17 protein-coding genes are annotated in these 22,593 nt (G+C 42.1%); 12 read left to right on the plus strand and 5 right to left on the minus strand.

The genetic code is table 11. The features are described from left to right. Nucleotides 1-45 precede the first annotated feature (45 nt). Nucleotides 46-399, minus strand: a complete 354-nt coding sequence (locus tag AB9H30_RS11000; protein WP_371194714.1) for a rhodanese-like domain-containing protein — start codon at nucleotides 397-399, stop codon at nucleotides 46-48. Nucleotides 400-751: 352 nt separating this feature from the next. On the opposite strand from AB9H30_RS11000, the gene AB9H30_RS11005 reads away from it, so the two are divergent. From AB9H30_RS11005 to AB9H30_RS11020, 4 genes are all read left to right on the plus strand, one after another. After that, nucleotides 752-2,308, plus strand: coding sequence for a sugar porter family MFS transporter (locus tag AB9H30_RS11005; RefSeq protein ID WP_371194715.1), 1,557 nt, complete (start codon nucleotides 752-754; stop codon nucleotides 2,306-2,308). A 71-nt stretch (nucleotides 2,309-2,379) separates the two neighbouring features. Continuing rightward, nucleotides 2,380-3,618: a hypothetical protein gene (locus AB9H30_RS11010; protein WP_371194716.1), complete on the plus strand. Its 1,239-nt coding sequence runs from the start codon at nucleotides 2,380-2,382 to the stop codon at nucleotides 3,616-3,618. A gap of 224 nt (nucleotides 3,619-3,842) precedes the next feature. Continuing rightward, nucleotides 3,843-4,043 (plus strand): PLDc N-terminal domain-containing protein, encoded by a 201-nt coding sequence (locus AB9H30_RS11015; protein WP_371194717.1) that lies wholly within the window; start codon nucleotides 3,843-3,845, stop codon nucleotides 4,041-4,043. Between the two features lies 1 nt (nucleotide 4,044). After that, entirely contained in the window at nucleotides 4,045-4,275 is a 231-nt protein-coding gene (locus AB9H30_RS11020; RefSeq protein WP_371194718.1) for a PGPGW domain-containing protein, read from the plus strand. Nucleotides 4,276-4,361: 86 nt separating this feature from the next. Here the strand turns inward: AB9H30_RS11020 and AB9H30_RS11025 are convergent, their stop codons facing one another. The 4 genes from AB9H30_RS11025 to AB9H30_RS11040 all read right to left on the minus strand — a co-directional run bounded on the left by AB9H30_RS11025 (nucleotide 4,362) and on the right by AB9H30_RS11040 (nucleotide 9,962). Next, nucleotides 4,362-5,036, minus strand: a complete 675-nt coding sequence (locus tag AB9H30_RS11025; protein WP_371194719.1) for a DUF4919 domain-containing protein — start codon at nucleotides 5,034-5,036, stop codon at nucleotides 4,362-4,364. A gap of 368 nt (nucleotides 5,037-5,404) precedes the next feature. Beyond that, the gene (locus AB9H30_RS11030) at nucleotides 5,405-6,430 is read right to left on the minus strand and encodes a GGDEF domain-containing protein (protein ID WP_371194720.1); all 1,026 of its coding nucleotides are present in this window, start codon (nucleotides 6,428-6,430) and stop codon (nucleotides 5,405-5,407) included. 419 nt (nucleotides 6,431-6,849) lie between these two features. Further along, a complete protein-coding gene (locus AB9H30_RS11035) occupies nucleotides 6,850-9,375 on the minus strand; it encodes an EAL domain-containing protein (RefSeq protein ID WP_371194721.1) in 2,526 nt (841 codons plus the stop codon). Nucleotides 9,376-9,557: 182 nt separating this feature from the next. Next, nucleotides 9,558-9,962, minus strand: coding sequence for a YkgJ family cysteine cluster protein (locus AB9H30_RS11040; RefSeq protein WP_371194722.1), 405 nt, complete (start codon nucleotides 9,960-9,962; stop codon nucleotides 9,558-9,560). 490 nt (nucleotides 9,963-10,452) lie between these two features. Between AB9H30_RS11040 and AB9H30_RS11045 the strand changes: the two genes are divergently transcribed. From AB9H30_RS11045 to AB9H30_RS11080, 8 genes are all read left to right on the plus strand, one after another. Then, the gene (locus AB9H30_RS11045; RefSeq protein WP_371194723.1) at nucleotides 10,453-13,902 is read left to right on the plus strand and encodes a hypothetical protein; all 3,450 of its coding nucleotides are present in this window, start codon (nucleotides 10,453-10,455) and stop codon (nucleotides 13,900-13,902) included. A 108-nt stretch (nucleotides 13,903-14,010) separates the two neighbouring features. After that, nucleotides 14,011-15,216 (plus strand): sensor histidine kinase, encoded by a 1,206-nt coding sequence (locus AB9H30_RS11050; RefSeq protein ID WP_371194724.1) that lies wholly within the window; start codon nucleotides 14,011-14,013, stop codon nucleotides 15,214-15,216. A gap of 2 nt (nucleotides 15,217-15,218) precedes the next feature. Beyond that, nucleotides 15,219-16,028, plus strand: coding sequence for a LytR/AlgR family response regulator transcription factor (locus AB9H30_RS11055; RefSeq protein WP_371194725.1), 810 nt, complete (start codon nucleotides 15,219-15,221; stop codon nucleotides 16,026-16,028). A 151-nt stretch (nucleotides 16,029-16,179) separates the two neighbouring features. Continuing rightward, nucleotides 16,180-18,078, plus strand: a complete 1,899-nt coding sequence (locus AB9H30_RS11060; protein ID WP_371194726.1) for a diguanylate cyclase — start codon at nucleotides 16,180-16,182, stop codon at nucleotides 18,076-18,078. Next, nucleotides 18,072-19,961 carry a diguanylate cyclase gene (locus AB9H30_RS11065; RefSeq protein WP_371194727.1) on the plus strand — a complete coding sequence of 630 codons (1,890 nt, stop codon included), beginning with the start codon at nucleotides 18,072-18,074 and terminating at the stop codon, nucleotides 19,959-19,961. The genes AB9H30_RS11060 and AB9H30_RS11065 overlap by 7 nt, the downstream gene beginning before the upstream one ends. Nucleotides 19,962-20,018: 57 nt before the next feature. Continuing rightward, a complete protein-coding gene (locus AB9H30_RS11070; protein ID WP_371194728.1) occupies nucleotides 20,019-20,792 on the plus strand; it encodes an exodeoxyribonuclease III in 774 nt (257 codons plus the stop codon). 13 nt (nucleotides 20,793-20,805) lie between these two features. Continuing rightward, complete coding sequence (locus tag AB9H30_RS11075) at nucleotides 20,806-21,501, plus strand: YceH family protein (protein WP_371194729.1); 696 nt, start codon at nucleotides 20,806-20,808, stop codon at nucleotides 21,499-21,501. Nucleotides 21,502-21,770: 269 nt separating this feature from the next. Beyond that, on the plus strand, nucleotides 21,771-22,568 hold the full coding sequence (locus AB9H30_RS11080) for a transglutaminase family protein (RefSeq protein WP_371194730.1): 798 nt from the start codon (nucleotides 21,771-21,773) through the stop codon (nucleotides 22,566-22,568). The last annotated feature ends 25 nt before the right edge of the window (nucleotides 22,569-22,593 follow it).

Genomic DNA, 22,593 nt, shown 5'->3' on the forward strand with positions numbered 1-22,593 from the left:
CTTTATTGTTATTGCTTACAATCAAATATGCCCGACCAGCAGGGCTTAATCGTCTTTTTCGCTAACCACTAAATCGCTGATGCCGCCTAGATTGGTCACATTAGTAAAACCTTGCGCTTCTAAAAAATCTTTCGCGCGCTCGGCTCTGCCACCAGAACGACAATACAATACGACGGGCTTATTTTTATCTAAACCTGCAAAGCCCTCACCTTCTAAAATTGTAGTATGCGGAAGATGCATGGCTGCAGGATGATGACCTTCTTTCCACTCTGCGTCTGAACGCACATCAATCACTTGTACATCACTGTCAAAAGCTTGGTACTGCACTTTATCTTCTGCCGACACACACATGCTTAACAGCATTGCCATCGCTATCATTACTTTAAAGAATTTGTTCATAAACTTACCTTCCAATTATTTTATTCAGCAAAATTTCAATATACCTTAAAACTCAACAGCCACAATAAAGATCAATATAATGACGCAAACTGTCTGGGTAATCATATAGCCTACATCATCATGCCCGAAAACGCCCTCGCTACTTTAGCATATTGAATAGATCAACTATGTCAGCTATTCTTCGAACACGGTAATATGCACCAAAACACGAGTTTGGTAATCCTCACATTCTACGAATGATGACCCTGCCAATTAAAGACCGTTTTTCTGCACATTTTTCGGACATATCATAATCCGCTGCAAAGTATCAAACCACAAATAGCGATTGACCCTAAACAAGGTACACAGAACTATGTCTACATCATCTAATAATAAAGGCTTTACCAATGCCCTTGTCGTCGCATTAGGCGGGTTCTTGATGGGCTTCGATGCCTCTGTGATATCGGGCGTGGTATCGTTTATCGAAGAAGACTTTCAGTTAGACAAAATTCAGGTTGGCTGGGCGGTTGCATCGCTAACCCTAACTGCCTCGTTAGCCATGCTAGCGGCAGGCCCTTTGAGTCAGCGCTTTGGTCGTGTTCAGGTGCTAAAATTCGCCGCCGCTCTGTTTGCTATCTCGGCTATTTTGTCGGCCTTTGCGCCTAGCTATTTTTGGCTAGTTGCAGCACGTATGCTTGGCGGATTTGGCGTGGGTGCAGCGCTGATCATTGCGCCTATGTACATAGCAGAATCTTCACCTGCAGAACTGCGAGGGCGCAGAGTATCACTCAATCAACTCAATATTGTGATTGGGATCTCAGCCGCATTCTTTAGTAATTACCTTATATTGTTGTTGGCGCAATCAGACGTCGCGAGCATTAACCTTGAAAACGCTTGGCGTTGGATGTTGGGCATAGAAGCAGTGCCAGCCTTGCTGTATTTGTTCGGGCTGTTTTCGGTGCCTGAAAGTCCTCGTTGGTTAATGCTCAAAGGCCAGCCTGAAAAAGCTGAAGAAGTATTGGCTCAACTGATTGGGCAAGACAAAGCAAGAGCCGAAATTACCTCGATTGCGGTAGATTTAGCGCGCCCAAACAGCATTGCGCCTATTAAAGAGCTTTGGCAAAAACCTATGCGACTGGCACTTTTGCTGGGCCTTACGATTGCTATCACTCAACAAATAACCGGCATCAATGCGGTGTTTTTCTATGCACCTATGATTTTTGAGCAATCGGGCATTGGCACCAACGCTTCATTCGTTCAAGCCATTTTGGTTGGACTCGTTAATTTAGTCTTTACGCTGTTAGCCATTGCCTTTATTGATAAAATTGGGCGTAAACCATTATTGGTATTTGGCTTAAGCGGCATCACCTTTTTTATGATGCTGTTGGCCTATCAATTCTCTAACGCCACTTATGTATTAAATGCCGTAGACCTGCAAGGGCTGGACGCACCGATAGTGGCACAACTACAAAGCCTGCAAGCACAGGTATTTAATTCTGACATCGCCTTTAAAGAGGCGCTTTCATCAAGCTTAGGTTTACCAGATGCATTGCGCCTAGAAGCGCAATTGCTCACTGCGGCAATAAGCATTAATGCCACATGGGTACTCATCGGCATATTGGGGTTTGTGGCCTGCTTTGCAATCTCAATAGGACCGGTGATGTGGGTACTATTTTCTGAGCTGTTCCCAAACCGCATTCGCGCGATTGCCGTATCTTGCGTAGGTTTAGTTAATTCAGCCGTGAGCTTTTTAGTGCAGCTTGTCTTCCCGTGGGAATTAGCCAACTTTGGTAGCGCTACTACCTTTGCAATCTATGGCGGGTTTTCGCTGATTGGCTTGTTAATTTTAGTACGCTATTTACCTGAAACCAAAGGGCAAAGCCTTGAATCTATCGAAGCACTCTTGCACACGCCTGCGACTAAGGCTTAGGGCGCATGAGCTTGCGACTATTTGCTTTACTCATATGTTGCAGCCTACTTGGACTTTTGGGAGCTTGCAGCATGGATAGTCAAGCGCAAAGCACAAACGCCATAAAAGTTGAAATCGCGAAAACTGCAACTGGCTATCAATTGCTTCGCGGTGGTGAGCCATATCAAATATTGGGTGCTGGACTCAACGACGCCGACCTTCAGGTATTGGCATCATATGGAGGAAACTCCATCAGAACTTGGTCAGTCAACAGTGGCACACAGCGTTTATTAGACCAAGCACATGCCCTCGGGATGACAGTATCATTAGGCATATGGATAAGGCCAGAGCGACATGGTTTTGATTACGATGATGCAAGGGCAGTAGCCAAACAGCTTGCATCGGCGCAGCAAAGTGTCCTCAAATATAAAGATCATCCTGCACTGCTGTCATGGTTTATTGGTAATGAGCTTAATCTTAATTTTACGAACTCTCGGGTTTACAACGCCGTCGAACAAATTGCCCAAATGATCCACCGGCTAGACCCTAACCACCCGGTAACGACCACCCTTGCAGGATTTGATACACGAGCGCTAGCGATCATCAACGAAAAGGCACCCTCCTTAGACTTTATAAGCTTTCAGCTTTACGCAGAAGTTGTAGACTTGCCTAGGTTTGTTGTGGAATACGGTTTTACGGCGCCTTACATGATCACTGAATGGGGCGCAATTGGGCATTGGGAAGTCGAGAAAACAAGCTGGGGGGCGCCAATAGAAGTCTCTAGCTCTGAAAAAGCCCGTCATTACGCTAAAAGTTACGCAAAAGCCATTGCTAATCAAGGTCAACAAGTGATTGGCAACTATGTGTTTTTTTGGGGACAAAAACAGGAGCGTACACCCACATGGTATGGGTTGTTTTTGGCATCAGGAGAACGCACCGAGTCTATAGATGTGATGTCTCATATTTGGACGGGTCAATGGCCGAACAATCGAACGCCTAGCGTGAGCCCCATTACCCTCGATGCACAGCTTGCATCTGATAATATTCACCTAACACCAAAGCAAATCTATCGGGCCACTATTAAAGCAAACGACCATGAACAAGATAGCCTTACCTATCATTGGGAGATAAGAAAAGAATCGAATGCTCTGCAAATTGGCGGCGACCGTGAAGATATACCCGACCTAATAGAAAATCTAATTAGCAATGCCAAGCTCGAAAGCATTTCATTTAAGGCACCGCCTCAAACTGGCGCGTACCGTTTATTTGTCTTCGTTTACGACGGCAACGGCAATGCTGGGCATGCTAACATCCCATTTTTTGTAAACTAAGATACTGCTAGACTAAGCAATCAAGGTTCTTAAAGAATACCTGATTTATTTGCCAATAATTGGCGAAATACACTACTCCTGCTTTTCACCCGAAATTTTTAATTCCCTATGTATATGTTTTTATGAGATTTATTAACTGGCATTCGAATTGCTAAGTGATTATCTGTAAAAGCTATGTTGAATATTATGCATGCTTAATCAATGGCAACTTGAGGAGAAAGGCAATGGAAGCAATATTGGGGATCTTGTTATTTATAATTGGCGCGGTGTTTTGGCTTATTCCGGTACTGGTAATCGTATGCTCAAGTCGCACTAGTGGTGGTGAAAAAGCCGCGTGGATATTGGCTGTTATCTTTATTTCATGGTTTGCATGGATATTTTATTTCTTACTTGCACCATTAAATGATAATCGGGTGCGCGGATAACATGCACTTACTGAAAAAATCTTTTATTACCTTGCTTGGCGGCCTACTTGTGCTGCTCGGCTTGGTATTTATCTTAGTCCCGGGCCCATCTCTATTATTTATTTTGCCCGGTTTGTTTATTCTTAGTTTCGAATACCCCACTGCTCAAATATGGCTTCGTAAATCTATGAAGCTGATGCAAAAATCTGCTCAATGGATAGACAGACAGCTTCGCGGTAGACACTATCACTAGTGGCAAAAACTAAGCTTATAGATGAATTAATGCAGGTGTTTTAGGCGCATGCATAAATAGTAGAGAGGCGATTGAATAAAAGCAGATTATCGACTTTCAATTTGGTCTATCAAACCCCGTCTAAATTGCGGCGTAACATTAAAATACCAGGTAAAGCTACGATTAGTTTCAGGAGTTTGAATACGAATTTTCTGAATGGGAATCTGCTGTAAATACACCAAATCTTGGCCTACCGCCACTAGTTGATGTAACTGTATAAATGCGTACAAATCGCTGCTGCTATTGATCATAAAAGCCGTCTGGGCCGACTGCCCATCACCTGTTCGCCAAATGGCTTCGATGAAATTATCCAGTACCCAATTATGAAATTGAGAACGGCTTAAATCGCCACTTAAACGCGCACACTCACTGGTGGCAAAGTGAGCGGTTAACGAAGTGTAGTTTACCGAAAGCATTTTATCTGCCACCTGCAAGCAGGCAGAGTAGTTTCCATCTTGCATGTATTGCTCACTGAGCAGCTTGCCTGCAGGCTCAATGTCGCTTTTCGGATCGTAAAATGAGCTCAAAGGGTAAATGTTTAAAATGCGATCAAAACTTGTCGTATCTGCTAGTTTGTTCACTATAGTTTGCTTGAGCGCCAGATAGTCTCTGTCACTTTTCGCATAGTTAACAAGGTCATTTTTAGCACCCGTACTGCTGCAGCCAGATAAGGCAAAGAGCAGTAATAAGTTAACAGTGAAAACAGCTTTTTTAAAACGCAAAATAAATCCCTCTATACTGAGATGCATTGCAAATAGGTATTGCGGGAAAGTGTATCAAAGCACGTAAAAAATGTCTTTTTTTGAGAAACGAAAGTTACTCTGAAATTTATCAAGCTAATCACAACTACGAGAATAAGCACGACCCTCGCGGCAAATGATATCACAAGGTCTGAAAATGATCTCCACGAGACCTTATACGGTGTAAGCAATGACCAAATAAACAGCCCAACCATCCTGAACTTGCCATGCAAAATCCACTAGGATTGGAATGTGCGTTAAAGGTGAGATTAATGCCATTTACAACCCAAATGGCAAGGGGATCATATTTATAGAGGAAGCAAAGGCGCAGTGTTAATAGCGCGTAAATTTCAAGCTAGTTGCACTTGATTACGACCTTGGTCTTTAGCCACATAAAGCGCTTTGTCAGCTCGCTCTATAATTTGGGTCAGCAATTCTTTACCTATTTTTGCAGCACAGCCGAATGAAGCAGTAACAGGTGGCAGTTTCGCACCAGTTTTTTTGTGATTAAACTGTGTTGTGGATAATTTAACGCGAATGTTCTCCGCCACATCCCTCGCTTCATCAATGCTGAAGTTTGGACAAAGCATCGCAAATTCTTCACCACCAAAGCGCACTGGAATAATGCTTTTCGGGCACTCTTTTTTAAGTAATTCACCCACAAACTTTAAGATTTGATCGCCTATTAAGTGGCCATGAGTATCATTAAACACTTTGAATTTATCAATATCCATTATGATCAGCGATAGCTCATCTTCTTTTTCATGGTCATCCATAAATTGGCGATAAATTGCGTCCAATACACGACGGTTAGATAGCCCCGTCAACGGATCGGTATTTGCCTCAACTCTGCTTTTTTCTAATTCCATTTTAAGCTGGTTAATTTCGCTTTGAGCAGAAGATAATTGGCCATGAAACTGCTGGTTGGCATCATAAATTGCGGTAGCATTTGCATTTAATTCAGATAGCACTGGGCGCATCGCTTCGTCGACGTCGTGATTCTCTAATGCTGAAATATTATCTTTTAAGGCGGCAGAGTAGCCGTCAGTTTGCTTGGCAGTGTGATCCAATGAATCAGATAAGTTGTTCACCAGATGCGAAATCGCTTTTTGAAAGTTCTCAAGCTGCTCTTCGTTCTTGTCATCAACCTGACTAATATGTTGAATAAACAGGGACTCACCAATTTTAGCCGGGCAAGTACCATAACGCTCAATGACTTGATCCAATTCTTGGTTCAAAGCGGGGAAGGTTTCAGAAAAGTAGCTATACCAAAGAGTGTAATTAAGAGGGTTGGGCACAATATTATGCTTTACCATAGTCGGTATAGCTTGGCGTAGATAGTTTGCTGCTTGGCCTGAGTCGTCAGAAAATTTCATGTATATTCTCTAAAATATCAATTAAAACATCCATTTTGCTTGATTTTACTGCCTTGTAAAATCCCGTTTGTCCGTGTCTAAGATGATAATTTTACTGTAAATATTTATTTATCATACCTACAGGTTTTCGACATAATAACGACATACTTTAATTATATTATGGGTTTACCCGCACAAACTAGCACGTGCAAAAACTACCCTTTATATCTTCTTTTAATACTAGGTACACTCTGCAATACTTATCGGTCGGATTTGGCTAAAAACAAATATTCCGTTGCCACTTTTTTAGGGTCAGAGCGACATGTATTTTACGCTAACAACCTTAGACTTTTCGGTGGCAATATTGCCTGCTCTGCCGCGAGCAAATACTGATCTACATTTAATTTAACGATAAATATGAATAGTGTGATAACGAGTATTTATTGCTTAAACCTATAGCTAGGCAAATCATCCGCCGACAAAGGTTTGCTAAAATAGAAGCCTTGAAAAATGTTGCAGCCCATCTCTTGAAGCAACTTAACCTGACTCTGCTCCTCAACACCTTCTGCACAGATATCTAAGTGCATGTGCTGACCTATCGCTATTATCGACTGCACTAGGTTACTACTGCCAGCATCAAGTTCATTTACAAAACAGCGGTCGATTTTTATGCAGTCCAGTGGCAAGTCTTTAAGATAAGAAAGCGAAGAGTAACCGGTACCAAAATCATCTAAGGAAACACTAAAGCCCAAACCTCTAAGCGCACTAAGCTTTTGAATGCTGTCATGAACATTTTTAAGCAGGCCTGATTCAGTGAGCTCTAAGTCAATTTGATTTGGCTTAACCTGAGCTTGGTCTAAAATACAAATAATCTGCTCAATGAATTTTTCGCTTTCTAATTGCTTGGCGCTTATATTTATTGCGATACGACCGTTTGGGGAATATCCAACTTCTTTCCATGAATTTATTTGTCGACATACTTGCTCAATGCACCAAAGTCCAAGCCGATGAATTTGACCGCTAGCCTCGGCAATTTCGATAAACTCGAGCGGTGAAATAAAACCATGCTCCTCACTTTGCCATCGACACAGAGCTTCTAAGCCCAGTAGTTTACCTTTGCTGTCGACTTTAGGCTGATAAACTAAAAACAACTCAGCTTTATCAAGCAAAGCGATTTCTAATGATTTTTCAAGTTGCTGCTTGCGATAAATGACTTCAAGTATTTGCATATCAAAAAATTTGAGCTGATTTCGGCCCGCTTTTTTGGCTTCCCTCATCGCAAACTCGGCGCAGCGTGACGCGATCATTTTTTCGGTAGTCTGTTTTGGAAATACAACCGCCCCCGCACTACACTTAAGTCGAATATCACTAAATTCAGTTTTAATTGGCTGCTGAGCCAACTCACTAATTGCATGCCAATGTTTTTCAATTTCTTTGCTGCAGTCGGGATCGACAGTGTTAATCAGAAAGCCAAATTCATCGCCACCGGTTCTCGCGACATAAATACTGTCAATATTGTCCTTTGCATATTGTTTAAAACGCTCCGCAATTGTTTTTAACACGAATTCAGCATTTTCAAACCCAAACTGCAGGTTCACTTGACCAAAGCGATCAAGATCTAAAATAATCAATCCTGACTGTTGCTTGTTAAAGGCATTAAACAATGCGCGCTGTTTTACTTCTTCATTGAAGCTCGTCAAATTAGGGAGCTGCGTTTTAAAGTCAGAATAAGCCATCAAACGAAGGTCAACTTCTAATTTATCTCGCAAACACTCAGTAGCGGCGCGCGATGCAAAGACACGTAGTGTTTTCAGTAGGGTTTCGTCAGGCTCAATGGGGCGCGAATAAATCAACACTATACCCCCCTCTAGAGTGCTATCGGTAGTGATCAAAGGTGCGCCTATAAACGCTTGAGCCTGCAAATTGGTAAACAGCTCAATGTCAGGAAACCTTTCATGAACACTGTGTTTAACAATCACCATCTCTTGTTCACTGATCAAATCTTCAGGGATTTCATCAAGAGAATACGAAAAATTGCTGATTGGCTTTTGGTGATATACCGCAGCTTTCGTTTGCATGTAGCGCTTGTCATTCACTTTTTCTAAAACTGCTAGATATGCCATGTCAGCGCCGCTTAAGCGCTGTATTTCAAGTAATATATCTTGGTAGTATTGGGAGCTCTCTGAGCCCTGCGTACCTTTTGCTAAACTAAATAAAACCCGCTCAAGATTTTCGCTTTTTTGAACCACCTTGAGCAACGACACCGAGCGCTTTTTCAATGATATCGCGATTGTGATGCAGGCGAGTACATTCAGCATCGTAAATGGCAAACCGCTTAGATATATAAAGTTGATGTACTGCAACTGCATGAGCAGACTTACTAAAGTGGCAGCCAATTGCAACACCAATGTAGTCAGTAAAATATATGCGACAACTCGCTGCCCGCGTTTCAGCAAACGCCGTACAATAAATACCAATGTGGTCAATACTAGGCACCCGAAGACATGAAAGCCTGACATGGCTAAACTAGCCTCTCCGCTTAAGCGGTAAAGGGTTTCATTGTTAAAAATGGTATAGCTGATGAGTTCTGGCGCAGAGCTAAAACGCAATCCAAAATCCATGCTCCAATTCACTAACATAAAGATTGAGCTTATTGCGGCTAACAAACTTCCGATAAAAATAGCATTTGGATATTTACTCCACTGCGCAAAAATTAAAAAGTATACGGGCACTGAAGCCAGTACAGCACTTGTCTGCAAAGTGCTCCAATAAAGGGCGCTTTCAAGAACCGCGGAAGAGTGATATTGCCAAGCTGAAAATTGATAGAAAATGGCCAAGGCACAGCCAATTGCAATTGTCGTGAAATGGGTTTTTTGAAGACGAATGCCAGAAAAAGCAATAATAATCGCGGCTAATAAATTAACGCCTATAGATGTTGCGAATATAAGTGCGATAAAAGAAATCATTGCCTTATGCAGAGTATCCTTTGGGTTAAATATGCTTGGCGGGTTTTCGCTTCTGTGCGACCGCCGCGTGCTAAATTATGTGTATATCCAGCACTATTTAACCGCAATAGTCATAAAAACTTGAGAAAATCATAGCGATGCAATAAGCATCTTTAGCACATGTTTACCAAAATAAGGGTTATTTAGTCCTTGTTCGACCCCGGCCGGCTGTCTTTCATAAGCCTATCTAGCGCCAATTGTGCACGCTTTGGGTGGGTTAAATCTGTAATTTCAATCATTTCACATTCGTCTCTAATCATCTCAGCAATGAGACTAGGATAATGTCGGCAGTCTTCTGGCCTATCTAAATAAATACTGCAGGTATATTTGAGGGGAGCGGTGGTGTTTATCGGAGGAATGGTCTCTAAGAAAGGGCATTGTGTTAATTGCAATCCAGAGTCAGGATCAAACCAAATTTCATTGCCTTTTACATACTGATAAATCTCGGGATTAAAGAGCTCCCATAGATCAATTTCTTCCTGCGTGGCACTAAGCGCACCATCGCCATACTTTATACAGCATTTGCCACATTGATTGCAGTCTTTCACAGTTCAGAACATCGTTTCTTCTACGCAACCGTCACTTTAGCAAATCGCAGACGTAAATCATAACTAGAGCGAATTAAGCATGCCCCCAAATTGATAAAAAATCCGGTATGTAAGACCTTAAGATACAAAAAATACTGAGCATAATCGAATAAAATGTAATGCAAATGTTAATGAATAGCCCTCGTAGTGAGTTAAAGGGGGCCTTAAGAACGGTAGAGCGGGTGTTTTGATGAAATCAGATGAGGCGCCGAATGAATTACACAAAGAATTACCATTTGACGCAAACAAAGTCCGACTTGTCTTTTTTAAGTTGTCTTAACACTTAGTTGCTTTATCTTTTCTCCATACTCGCGACATTTACATTTATTGGCTGCTCAAAAATACCTTTAATCACAAATAGATAAAGACTTTAGAGTACCAAATAGTTGAACCCGGTGTTTATTCGATAAGACATTTTCACCAAGCTTCAATCTCAAATACAAGGTTTTATATGACAGCGCATGAAGTCAAAGGTGAATTTTTAAAACGTGGCGACACCGAATATTATGTGATCCGCAATGTTGATCAAATCCCGCCGTTTTTTATTAGCATGGTGTCTGATCAAGACCATTGGCTATTTGCAGGCTCACAAGGCGGTATAAGCGCCGGTAGAGTTTCACCCGAAACTGCTTTGTTCCCATATTTATGCGTAGATAAACTGTACGATAATGCAATGTCCTCTGGCGCAAGAAGCTTGTTCAAAGGCACTCATTCAAATGGCAAGGCTTGGACATGGGAACCGTTTAACTATGAACAAGATGGTAAATATGCAGTAACTCGTAATTTATACAAAAGCGTATTAGGCAACGCGCTTTGTTACGAAGAAATTAACCACGACCTTGAGATTGCATTTGAATACACTTGGTATTTCTCAGACCAATTTGGTCTTTGCCGTATCGCGAAAGCGACCAACTTAAGCGAACAAGAACAAGTCATCGAAGTGCTCGATGGTGTGCAAAATATCTTACCTGCTGGCACTCCTCGATTTACTCAAACGCAGTCTAGCAATCTTGTTGATGCATATAAGTGGACTGAGCTCGAGCAAGGCAACAAGCTTGCCTTATTTACGCTCTATTCAGCAATTACAGACCGCGCCGAACCTGTTGAGGCACTGCGTGCGAGCACCGTATTTTCGTTTGCAGATGATCACAACAAAGCAATAATAGATCCGCTGTGCGTAAGGAAATTTAAACGCAATGAAGCCTTAGACTATCGCGTTGATACACGCGGCGTCAGGGGGGTCTATTTCAATCACCTCACTCGTACATTAGGACCAAAACAGCATAGCTCATGGGGTCTTGCTGCAAATACTGAACAAGATCAAGGACAAATAAGTCAACTGCGTAAGCTATTAGAGCAACCTGAAAAACTCCACCAAGATATTATGAAATCTATTGCGGAAGGCTCTAATCATTTAGCCTGTATCATGGCAAAAGCAGACGGCTTTCAACTTACCGCGGAAAAAGAAGTCAGTGTGCATCACTACGCAAACACTCTGTTTAATGTATTGAGAGGCGGTATTTTTGCCAATCAGTATCAGATTTCTAAGACTGACTTTATTGCCACCGTGCGCCACTTCAACCAAAATATTGCCGACACTTGCCTAAGCTCTTTAAATGCACTCGGCGATTGGATAACATTGGAGCAATTGCAAAGTCTAGCGCAAAGCAATAACAACATGCAGTTGCTACGCTTAGTAAATGAGTACTTGCCAATCACTTTTGGCCGGCGCCATGGCGACCCAAGCCGTCCGTGGAATCAATTCGCAATAGAGCTCAAAGATGGTCAAGGTAATGCATTGCTGTCGTATCAGGGAAATTGGCGTGATATTTTCCAAAATTGGGAAGCGCTAGCACTGAGCTATCCAAAGTTTATCGATTCTATGATCGCAAAGTTTGTTAATGCTTCTACCATGGATGGTTACAACCCCTATCGAATAACCAAAAAAGGGATCGATTGGGAAGTTGAAGAGCCTGATGACCCATGGAGCTATATAGGCTATTGGGGTGATCATCAAATCATCTACTTATTAAAACTACTTGAGGTGTCGCAGAAATTTTCACCAGCGACCTTAACTAAGCAACTTACGACGCCGTGTTACAGCTATGCAAACGTGCCATATCGTATTCGCTCTTATCAGGCCACCCTGGCAAACCCCAAGCAAACCGTTGATTACGACTGGCACGCATCCGAACAAATTGAAAAGCGTGTCGAAAGCTTGGGGGCGGACGGTAAATTAGTCCTCAATCAGCAAGGTCAGGTCTACCAAGTGACGCTATTGGAAAAACTGCTAGTACCTTTAATTACTAAACTAAACAACTTAGTTATTGATGGAGGCATTTGGCTTAATACACAACGGCCAGAATGGAATGATGCGAATAACGCCTTGGTGGGTCAGGGTTTATCGATGGTTACACTTTACTACATGCATCGTTACCTTAAATTTTTACAAGACATATTAGCGCAAGCAAAAGCTTCTGGACTCGAGCAATTTGAGATAACCAATGAGGTTGCTGAATGGCTCGTATCAAGCTTAGAGTGTATGCAAACAACCAATACAAAACTATCACCAGCACGCGCAGAAACTCACTTAATAAAAGCGTTTATGGATACAATGGGTAATGCAGGACAGCGCTATCGCGATGCCATTTATAGTCACGATGGCAGCTTTAAAACTACAATCGTTACGCTAGCGCAAATAATGGACTTACTCAATCAAGCAATGGCACTAGTGCGTCACAGCATCGCTCACAATAGAGATACTGATGGTTTGTATCATTCATACAATACGCTGAAAGTAACCGAACAAACACTCACCGTGAGTAAGCTCTATCCAATGTTAGAGGGGCAGGTGTCAGCTCTGAGTTCCGGAGCACTGTCACCAAGTGAAAGCCTCGGAGTATTAAAAACCTTATTTAACAGCGACATGTATCGCTCTGATATTAATACCTTTTTGCTATATGCAGATCGCACGCAAACTCGTTTTATGAATAAAAACCAGCTTGCCTCAGAAGATATCCAAGAAATTCCTGTCATCGCTCAAATGATTAGGCAAGGGGATGCGCGCATTATTTACCAAGATACCGATGGGATAGCACGTTTTAACAGCCACGTTGTGAATGCAGACGCACTCGCAACATTATGCAATGAGGCACAATCAGATTATTCTGATTTAGCAGATGAGAATGTACAAAAACGCTTATTAAATTTATTCGAATCGACCTTTAATCATAGTCAGTTTACCGGCCGAAGCGGCGGGATGTTCGGCTTTGAGGGACTCGGATGCGTATATTGGCATATGATATCAAAACTCTTACTGGCCGTGTTAGAAGTGACGCAGCAAGCTCATGCTGACAATGATCCTGCGCTAGACAAGCTAATTGCTTACTACTATAAAATACGCGAGGGAATTGGGTACAACAAAACACCAGAACAATACGGCGCATTCCCAACCGACCCATACTCTCATACACCAAAGCATGCAGGCGCTCAACAGCCGGGAATGACAGGACAGGTGAAAGAAGAGATCATTACCCGCTTTGGAGAACTTGGTTGCCAAGTACAAAATGGCTGTATTCAATTCGCTCCGTTTTTATTGCGCGCGCAAGAATTTATGACGCAAGGTTCAGAATTTACTTATCTCAACGTGAATGACAAATGGCAGACACTGGATGTTCCACACAATTCGATTGCATTTACGTGGTGCCAAGTACCTATTATTTATTGTTTAGATGACTCAATTGATGAGCTACAGGCAAGCGTAGAGCACGCTGATCATACTATTTCATTTTCTAAAGATGGCCAACTTGATACGGCTACCAGCCAGCATATTTTTGACCGCGATTCAGAAGTGACCTTGATTATAGTGCGAATTCCAAGCAAAACCCTGTATCAACAATAAAGGCTTATCGTGTGTTGAAATCACTTTTACAGACAGAGAATGAACAAAATGAAATGCACCGACTATCTTGACCAATATTTTTACATGGGATATACAGGAGCGTAACCCATGTATTTTTCTTCCTTAGAAAAACAAATATTAGGTCAAAATATGTTTAAAAGCTTACGCGACAAGCACCAGTTTTTATCAAACTATGCCAGCATGCGCTATTGGCAGGTTGCCTTCTGGGGGTTTTTGTTCGTTGTTAACTTTTTCACCCTCACATTGTGGTACAGCCAAGCGAGCGTCAACTATGTTGTTCCGGTGCTGGTGCAATCTGTGCTTGGTTTGTTATTCTCACTTATCCTGCAGTACGCAATTATTCATTTTTGGCAAACCGAACTCTGGTTAAAATCAGTCATCAATTTAGTCTTAGTGGCAACGGTTTCATTGGCTTGGACCGTGGCTCGAATGTATGTTTTTGAACTTACCACCGGCGAAGCGCATATTTGGACAGATTTTGGCGGTTGGTTTTTCAGTAGCATCTTTATTTTTATTAGTTGGTGCTCGCTATTTTATGGGATTCAGTACTACCGCTTACTGCAAGAAAAAAACAAAGATATGCTTAATGCTGAAGCGAATGCTCGTGAGGCAAAATTTAAGCGTATGGAGGCACAAGCGACTGCTCGAGATGCACAGCTTGAGATGCTCAGATATCAACTTAATCCCCATTTTTTATGTAACACACTCAATGCGATCAATGCATTAATTGAAGTACAAGAAAATGAAAAAGCACAAAAGATGAGCGTAAATCTTAGTCAATTTTTACGATATTCATTAGACAATATACCCGATGGTAAAATTAAGCTTGAGAAAGAACTTGAAACCTTGACCTTATATCTGGAAATAGAAAAAACCCGATTTGAAGACCGTCTGAAACTTGAATATGACATCCAAAAAACCGCCGAAGGTGCCTTGGTACCGAGTTTGATACTGCAGCCTATTATTGAAAATTCCATGAAACACGCCATCGCAAAATGCGAACACGGTGGAAAAATAAGAATTTCTGCTGAAGTAAGAGATGAAAAGATCCATTTATTCGTAGAAGATAGTGGTGGGCCGGACGCATGCAAGAATGGCAAGGTCGTTGATATCTTTAACAATGGAGTAGGTTTAAAAAATACAGAGCAACGATTAAAGATATTGTACGACACCGATTATTCTATGACGGTATCGGCTTCTGACTTAGGTGGTATAAGAACACAAATTATCATGCCGTTGGAATATCCAGAGCAGAAAGGCAAGACTGCGCAACGAAGTTTCGCTAGAGCATAAATATGCAACTCTCTGCTGTTATCGTTGACGACGAGCCCCTTGCACTAGGTTTGTTGCGCTCAAAGCTTATAAAAACCGGTTTAATTAATATTGTTGCTGAATGCAAAAATGGCCGGGAGGCAATAGAAGCGACACTGAACCTTTCTCCTGACATTATGTTTTTAGATATTCAGATGCCGGGTCTCGATGGCTTAAGTGTTGTTAAACGCCTGCAAGACGACGCCGTTCCCTTAATTGTATTTACAACCGCATTTGAACAATACGCTATCGATGCCTTTGACGTTTATGCCGTTGACTATATCTTAAAGCCTATCGACCAAGAGCGTATCGATAGGTCTATTGAGCGAGCAATATTTAGGTTGTCTGAAAGAATATTCCGCTCAAATAAATCTAACATCGTCGGCGCCATAGGCGCAATGCGCAAACACCTAGGCCGAGCCGACACAGAGTCCTCGACTGTGTGGGGTGTTAACCATTCTCAGAAAAAAATAGTAATCAAAGAAAAGAACGAAATTATTCTCTTAGAACAGTCTGATATTGTCTGGTTAGATGCAGCCGGAGACTACGTCTGTATTCACTCCAATGACGAAACTTACATTAAACGCAGTACCTTAAAAGAGCTACTTAGCCAACTCGAGCCGGAATGGTTTAAACGGGTTCATCGCTCTACCATTGTAAATTTGCATTATGTGGTAAATGTAATACCGCACACCAAAGGTGAGTTCTTTTTGGAGTTGAATTCAGATCAAAAAATAAAAGTCAGTCGAAACTACAGAGACGTGGTTAAAGCCTTTTTAGCAGACGGCATTTAAGCCTACCGAAAGTCTCAACCGTATGAGATTTTCAGTGTCTTAAACCAAAAAGCTGCCGTATCAAATTACACCTTATTATGTTTAATGATACTCATATATCGCGCACGTATTGCCGATATGCCTAATAACCGTTGTGACTTAGCGATGTAATTTGAATCTATTAGCCAATCAAAAAACGAGCTCTATTATTGGACTGCTAAGTGTAGTGGTCTTGTTTTTTGGTGCATTGGCGATTCTCCCGTTAAAGATTTCTCAAGAGAGCAACGAGCACGCAAAGCAACTTTCCATAAGCTACTTTGAGGACCAACTGCAGGTCGCAACCATACCTAGCATTCTGACCTTGCAAAATGACGCTTGGCAAGATATCCATGCTCCTGAATTTGGACTATCCGACTCGGCCTTCTGGTTAAGGGCTATTATTTCGCGAGATACCAATGAACGCCAGCGTATTTTGAGGATCAGTTACTCGGCAATCGATACCGTTGAAATTTGGTTTTTCAAGCATGCAGATTTAACTGCAGGGGAACACTCCCCTTCTCCACTTTCCTATCATATCCTAGGTGATCAGCGAGCATTTAGTGAGCGACCTGTGGATCATGAACAACTGATTGTTGACATTCCATTGCTAAAAGAAGATGTCTTTGTGCTGCTCAAGGCCAGCAGCGACGGTTCGTTAAAAGTCCCAATTGAAAAATGGGACAAATTAGAATTTGTTGAATTCTCTGCCCTGTATAAAGGGTTTATGGGTTTATTTTTTGGCTATATTTTGGCGATGATCTTAAGTAACTTTGCAATCTTTGCAATCACCAAAAACGTCAACTTTTTGATTTACACTTGTTACTCTTTGAGCGTTATCTTGGGTGTGGCAAGTCTACATGGTTTTGGCTTTCAATTTTTGTGGCCCAACAACTTATGGCTACAAGAATATAGCGTGGTGCTATTTGTTAGCTTGACGATGATGTCTATTTTAAGTCTGTCGGTTGGTTTACTAAACCTTAAAGAAAAATCACTACGTCTTTACAAGCTTCACAAATCCATCATTGTCGTTTTTGGATTGATTGTGCTTGCTTGTTTTGTCCTACCATATTCAATAGTACTTCCTAGCTTTCTGCTGATACTTATTGTTGCAGCACCGATTGTATTTCTTAGCGGTCTATACATCGCGTTTTCCGGCACCTTAGTCCACAAACTTTATTGCAGTTCATGGGCGGTACTGCTGTTTGCGGGCATGATGGTAGCGCTGCAATCTGCGGGGATCTTAAATACCGATATCAACGGTGCATACATGCTTGCAGTAGGCGGGATTCTAGAGGCGCTATTATTGTCATTTTCTTTAGCGGTTAAATACAACGAACAAACGACCAACGTTACCAACGCAAAGATACTGGCTATGGCAAAACAAGAAGAAGCGATTAGCGCTCGAGATGAACTCATCGTTCAACAAACTGAAAACGAACTCGACCTGAAAAACCGCATTGCCGAGCGCAAAATAGAATTAAGTAAAACCCTCTATAAGCTGGCAGAAAGGAATCAAGTACTCACAGCACTCAGTTCACAAGATACCCTAACTGGACTGATGAACCGGCATTATTTTGATGAACACTACCATAACGAAGCATCAAGAAGCGCTCGAGAAAAAGTACCTTTAGCAGTTGCGGTGATAGACATTGATTTCTTTAAACGGGTAAATGACAACTACGGTCATTTATGCGGTGATCATTGCTTAACAAGCTTCGCTGCGACCCTCAAACAATTAGTAAAGCGCCCTACCGATATTATATGCCGCTATGGGGGCGAGGAATTTGTATTAGTATTGCCAAATACCGATGCCCAAGGTTTATCGAAAATTTTAGAAAGCGTCAGGCTTGCCGCAGAGCGCAAAATTATTCGCTTTGAAGGCCAGAAACTGTCTTTTACTGTGAGCGCAGGAGGTTGCTCCGGCATTATTAGCCAAAGCACTAGTGCATCTAGCCTATTCGCCTGTGCAGATAAAATGCTGTATCAAGCAAAAAATGATGGCCGAAATTTAGTGAGGGTAGATGAATGCTAAGGGCATCTAAGCCGCTACAAAAGAGCCGCTATAGTTCCACAAGAAACTGGCTAATTTATGCTATCGCGTTAACAAGCACATTTATGTCCTGCTATGCTATTTATCATATAAGCTTGCAATCCACAGGTTCATTTGTCGTCGAGCAATACTATCAACTACAGTTACCCGGCCGTAATATTGATTTTGAGCAAGCAATTAATGCCGCCGACCGTGACTGGGTGCCGACCAATACATTGGTGTTCCCCGGCTCAACTGAACAAGTATGGATTAAATTCAAACCACCCATTGAGGCGTCTTTTCAAGACAGTCTCATCAGAGTAAACGACCCACTACTCGATAGTTTTGTTGTGTACTTTGTGCATAAAGAAGGTTCAGAAAAAGTCATTACCGACCCAATCGCGGTTGGCGACGCTGTTTCATTTAGCAACAGACCCGTTTCGCTGCCAAGCGCAATTATTCCATTACCGCCGAATATCAGCGATTACACAGTGTATATTCAGGGTAGCTCAAATATAAGCATTAATCTGGAAATGAGTTTATGGACGGTAAACGATTTTCTCAATTTTAATGACACAGTAGTGCTGTTTATCGCAATATTACTGGGGTATGTATTTGCACTAACGTGCTACAGCATTTTAATGTATTCGACGACACGCCAGCGAGGCGCATTTTGGTTTGCTTGTTTTCTGATCAGCTTTTCCTTTCACATCGTCTCTTTGACCAGCCTTGGATATCAGATGCTGTGGACAGATAACATCGGCTTCCAGTCTGTTTCTGCCACAATATCGGCATGCCTGAGCCTTGGGATATTGGCCAAATTTACCCTATCGATTTTCAATACTATCCCCAAAAACTATGCCCAAGTAGTAACTGGGCTAATTTATCTTTTCGGCATAACCATCCTGGCCCTGCTTATTACCCGCGATGTCAGCATTATAAAATTTGCAATATTGCTTATTTCTGTGTGCGGCGTGGTCATGTTTCTATTAATGCTAACGCTGACCATCAAAAAAATTGAAAACGCCAAAATTTCAACACTTATCTGGGCCGTTATATTTGTATCAGTGTGTGTTGCTGTATTAGATAGACTTAATTTTTTTACCTTACCAATCCAGCCCATTTTTCCAATCATTATCGGCTTTTATTTACAAACACAAATTATGGCAGTCGCATTGATATATCGACATAAGGCAAATATTGATGCGGAATCAAATCATCGAAAAATCGCAATTGCAGAACAAGCAGCAGCCATTAAATCAAAAGATGAAGTGGTTGCGTTAAAAAAGAACGCTCAAATTGAGCTTGAAAAAGAGGTCAAGGCACAGACCATTCAACTCGAAGAAGTTTTAGTACTTCTTGACAAAACCGGGCGTGAGCTAGAGCAAAAAACGAATGTCGACGGACTAACAGGCTTACCAAATCGCTATGCTTTTGAAAATAAACTAGACGATTTTATTGATATTGCAAATACAAAAAATATCGAATTACATTTAGCCCTCATTGATCTGGACAACTTCAAAAAAGTGAATGATACCTATGGGCATATGGCAGGAGACGACTGCCTTAAAGCCTTTGCAAAAATTTTAGCCGAAAAGTTTAAAAACCCTGAGTACATAGTTTGTCGCTACGGAGGCGAAGAGTTTGCTTTAGCTAGTATCGATTCACATAGCAATGTTGCTTTAGCACTGCATCAACTAAAAGATGCCGTACAAGCCTTAAAAGTGCAAAGCCACGAGCATACTATTTCATTTACGACTTCCATTGGTTTGTCAGGCGCCTTAGTTAGCGATCAAGACGAAGCAAAACGTCTATTAGCAAAAGCGGACGAAAACCTATATCAAGCTAAAGAAGACGGTAGAAATCTGATAGTGGCAAAAAATTAAATTGGATACGATACAATACCGCAAAACATACTTAACGTTACTTTTGCGGAGAATAATATGAGGCTTGTATCTTGGAACGTTAATGGCATTCGAGCGGCCATCAAAAAAGACTTTTTTGCGTCGCTTAGGGCATTAGATTGTGATGTGTTATGCCTACAAGAAACCAAAGCACAAGATGACCAGGTAGCCGAGGCTTTAGAAGAGCTTGATGGATACCATATTTATACTAATTCGGCGGTCAAAAAAGGCTATTCAGGCACGAGCATCATTTCACGGGTGAAGCCGACCAATGTAACGCTTGATATCAACATTGCAGAGCATGATCAAGAGGGCCGCGTCACTTGTGCTGAGTTCACCGACTTTTATTTAGTGACTGTGTATACACCTAACTCGGGCAATGATTTGAGACGTTTAACTTATCGCCAGCAGTGGGATACAGACTTTTTAGCCTATATCAAAGACCTCGAGCTGCAAAAGCCCGTGATAGTGTGCGGTGATTTAAACGTCGCTCACAAAGACATCGACTTAGCCCGCCCAAAAGCCAACTACAATAAAAGCGCAGGGTATACGCAACAAGAAATAGACGGCATTGATAAGCTCACCGCTGCCGGCTACATCGATGCCTTTAGACATATGCACCCCGATACCGTTAAATACAGCTGGTGGAGCTACAGGGCCGGTGCACGTGAGCGTAATGTAGGATGGAGAATAGATTACTTTTTAGTTTCACCGCAGTTGAGTACACAAATATCTGGGGCAGGCATTCATAACGACATTCATGGCTCAGATCATTGTCCAGTGAGCGTCGAATTATCTGCTACTTTGCGCTAAGAGGAGACAAATTTTGCTTATCCAATTGAGTTCTGATCAAGCCCGTGTGATTGGTGTGTTGATAGAAAAAGAAATCACCACGCCAGACCAATATCCACTATCGCTAAATGCATTGACCTTAGGCTGCAACCAAAAAAGTAGCCGAGAGCCCATCATGCAATTAACTGAAAGCGATGTGCAAAACATCCTTGATGAACTGGCTGATAAAAACCTGCTGTTTGAACACCAAAGCAGCGGCAGTCGGGTAGTCAAATATAAGCACCGCTTTTGTAATACCGAATTTAGTTCCTTAAAGTTCAGTCCTCAGCAGCTCGGCATTATATGCGTACTTTTACTGCGTGGGCCGCAAACACCTGGGGAGCTGCGCACACGCACCAATCGGCTTGCTGACTTTACCAACGTTAATGAGCTTGAAGCATGTTTAAGCGAGTTAAGTAATTTCAATGGTGACACTCTGGTCGTGAAGCTCCCGCGTGAGCCCGGCAAGCGTGAAGCACGATATGCGCATTTATTCTGCGGTAACGAAGGTTTGCAAGCATCTGGGGGAACAAACAGCTCGTTGCCCGCTCAAAGCGCCGGATTGCCTAATGGCGCTGTCATTGGCTTAGAGGAAGCGCTAAACAGAATCAAGCGCTTAGAAGAGCAAATCGATGCCTTGACTAAACGTCTTGATGATATGCAAGAAACCCTCGATATTTTGTCAAGTTAGTACAATCCTGTTGAGCGCCCTAGATGCTGATAGGGCAGCTTAACAGTAAATTTAACGCGATTAGCCCTCTTATACTCTCCCATTAGATACGAAAACCTGTGCTGACTGCAGACCTTAAGCAAGGTAAAGGACCTTGTTTTAAGTCCAAACAGTGCGGCTATTAAGCTCTTTTATGTTAGCCTAAGTAGTGAATATAACTTTAGCATCGGCAAAAATAATTTAGCCGGCTGCCCTTTTACCTCGCTACTCAATTAATAAGGATTTTACCCATGTGGTTACGCACGAGTTGCGAATTAACGTTCGACATATATGTACCAACTCCTTTCATTTTAATGTTGCGACCTCGCAGTGGTTATCATCAGTGGATAGCGCGCGAAGAATATAAAATAAAACCCAGTGTACCGGTGTATGAATTTACCGATATCTACGGCAATCTTTGTCAGCGTTTAGTGGCGCCACCCGGTCCTTTTTCGGTGCATACAAGTGCCGATGTGATGACCGCAGACTATATTGATCGCTCTCCCGGCGCACCTTTTGTTGAGGTTCAAAATTTACCCGATACCGTGCTAAGTTACTTATTACCAAGCCGCTATTGTGAATCAGAAAAATTTACCGACATGGCTAGCGCTATTACCTCCGGTTATCAGATGGGTTACGACCAAGTTTGGGCTATTGAAACTTGGTTACGCGCGTCTATTAGCTACATTCCTGGGAGTAGCGAAATTCCAATTTCTGCGGTGGAAGTAAATCAAAGACAGTCAGGGGTGTGCCGAGATCTTTCGCATCTAGGTATCGCCTTATGCCGCAGCTTAAGCATTCCGGCTCGACTCGTAGTTGGCTACCTATATGAATTGAGCCCGATGGATTTACATGCGTGGTTTGAAGCATATGTGGGTGGCCGTTGGTATACATTTGATGCCACCCAAACTGAACTTACCGGTGGATATGTGGCAATTGGTTATGGTCGTGATGCTGCTGATGTTGCGGTGAGCAACCAATTTGGCCCGCCGGTTTATCCTATATCCCAGCATATCGAAGTACAACTAATTGAGCAGGAGCCTGACTAACGCAACCTTTAACTATCAGCTTTGA

The sequence above is a fragment of the Glaciecola sp. SC05 genome, from assembly GCF_041380235.1.
Classification (GTDB): Bacteria; Pseudomonadota; Gammaproteobacteria; order Enterobacterales; family Alteromonadaceae; genus Glaciecola.

What these genes read in the sequence shown, in the direction of transcription:
- AB9H30_RS11015 (WP_371194717.1), top strand. Translation starts at nt 3,843, where the DNA reads ATGGAAGCAATATTGGGGATCTTGTTATTTATAATTGGCGCGGTGTTT.
- AB9H30_RS11000 (WP_371194714.1), bottom strand. Translation starts at nt 399, where the DNA reads ATGAACAAATTCTTTAAAGTAATGATAGCGATGGCAATGCTGTTAAGC.
- AB9H30_RS11020 (WP_371194718.1), top strand. Translation starts at nt 4,045, where the DNA reads ATGCACTTACTGAAAAAATCTTTTATTACCTTGCTTGGCGGCCTACTT.
- AB9H30_RS11030 (WP_371194720.1), bottom strand. Translation starts at nt 6,430, where the DNA reads ATGAAATTTTCTGACGACTCAGGCCAAGCAGCAAACTATCTACGCCAA.
- AB9H30_RS11010 (WP_371194716.1), top strand. Translation starts at nt 2,380, where the DNA reads ATGGATAGTCAAGCGCAAAGCACAAACGCCATAAAAGTTGAAATCGCG.
- AB9H30_RS11050 (WP_371194724.1), top strand. Translation starts at nt 14,011, where the DNA reads ATGTATTTTTCTTCCTTAGAAAAACAAATATTAGGTCAAAATATGTTT.
- AB9H30_RS11065 (WP_371194727.1), top strand. Translation starts at nt 18,072, where the DNA reads ATGCTAAGGGCATCTAAGCCGCTACAAAAGAGCCGCTATAGTTCCACA.
- AB9H30_RS11045 (WP_371194723.1), top strand. Translation starts at nt 10,453, where the DNA reads ATGACAGCGCATGAAGTCAAAGGTGAATTTTTAAAACGTGGCGACACC.
- AB9H30_RS11055 (WP_371194725.1), top strand. Translation starts at nt 15,219, where the DNA reads ATGCAACTCTCTGCTGTTATCGTTGACGACGAGCCCCTTGCACTAGGT.
- AB9H30_RS11005 (WP_371194715.1), top strand. Translation starts at nt 752, where the DNA reads ATGTCTACATCATCTAATAATAAAGGCTTTACCAATGCCCTTGTCGTC.
- AB9H30_RS11080 (WP_371194730.1), top strand. Translation starts at nt 21,771, where the DNA reads ATGTGGTTACGCACGAGTTGCGAATTAACGTTCGACATATATGTACCA.
- AB9H30_RS11035 (WP_371194721.1), bottom strand. Translation starts at nt 9,375, where the DNA reads ATGATTTCTTTTATCGCACTTATATTCGCAACATCTATAGGCGTTAAT.
- AB9H30_RS11070 (WP_371194728.1), top strand. Translation starts at nt 20,019, where the DNA reads ATGAGGCTTGTATCTTGGAACGTTAATGGCATTCGAGCGGCCATCAAA.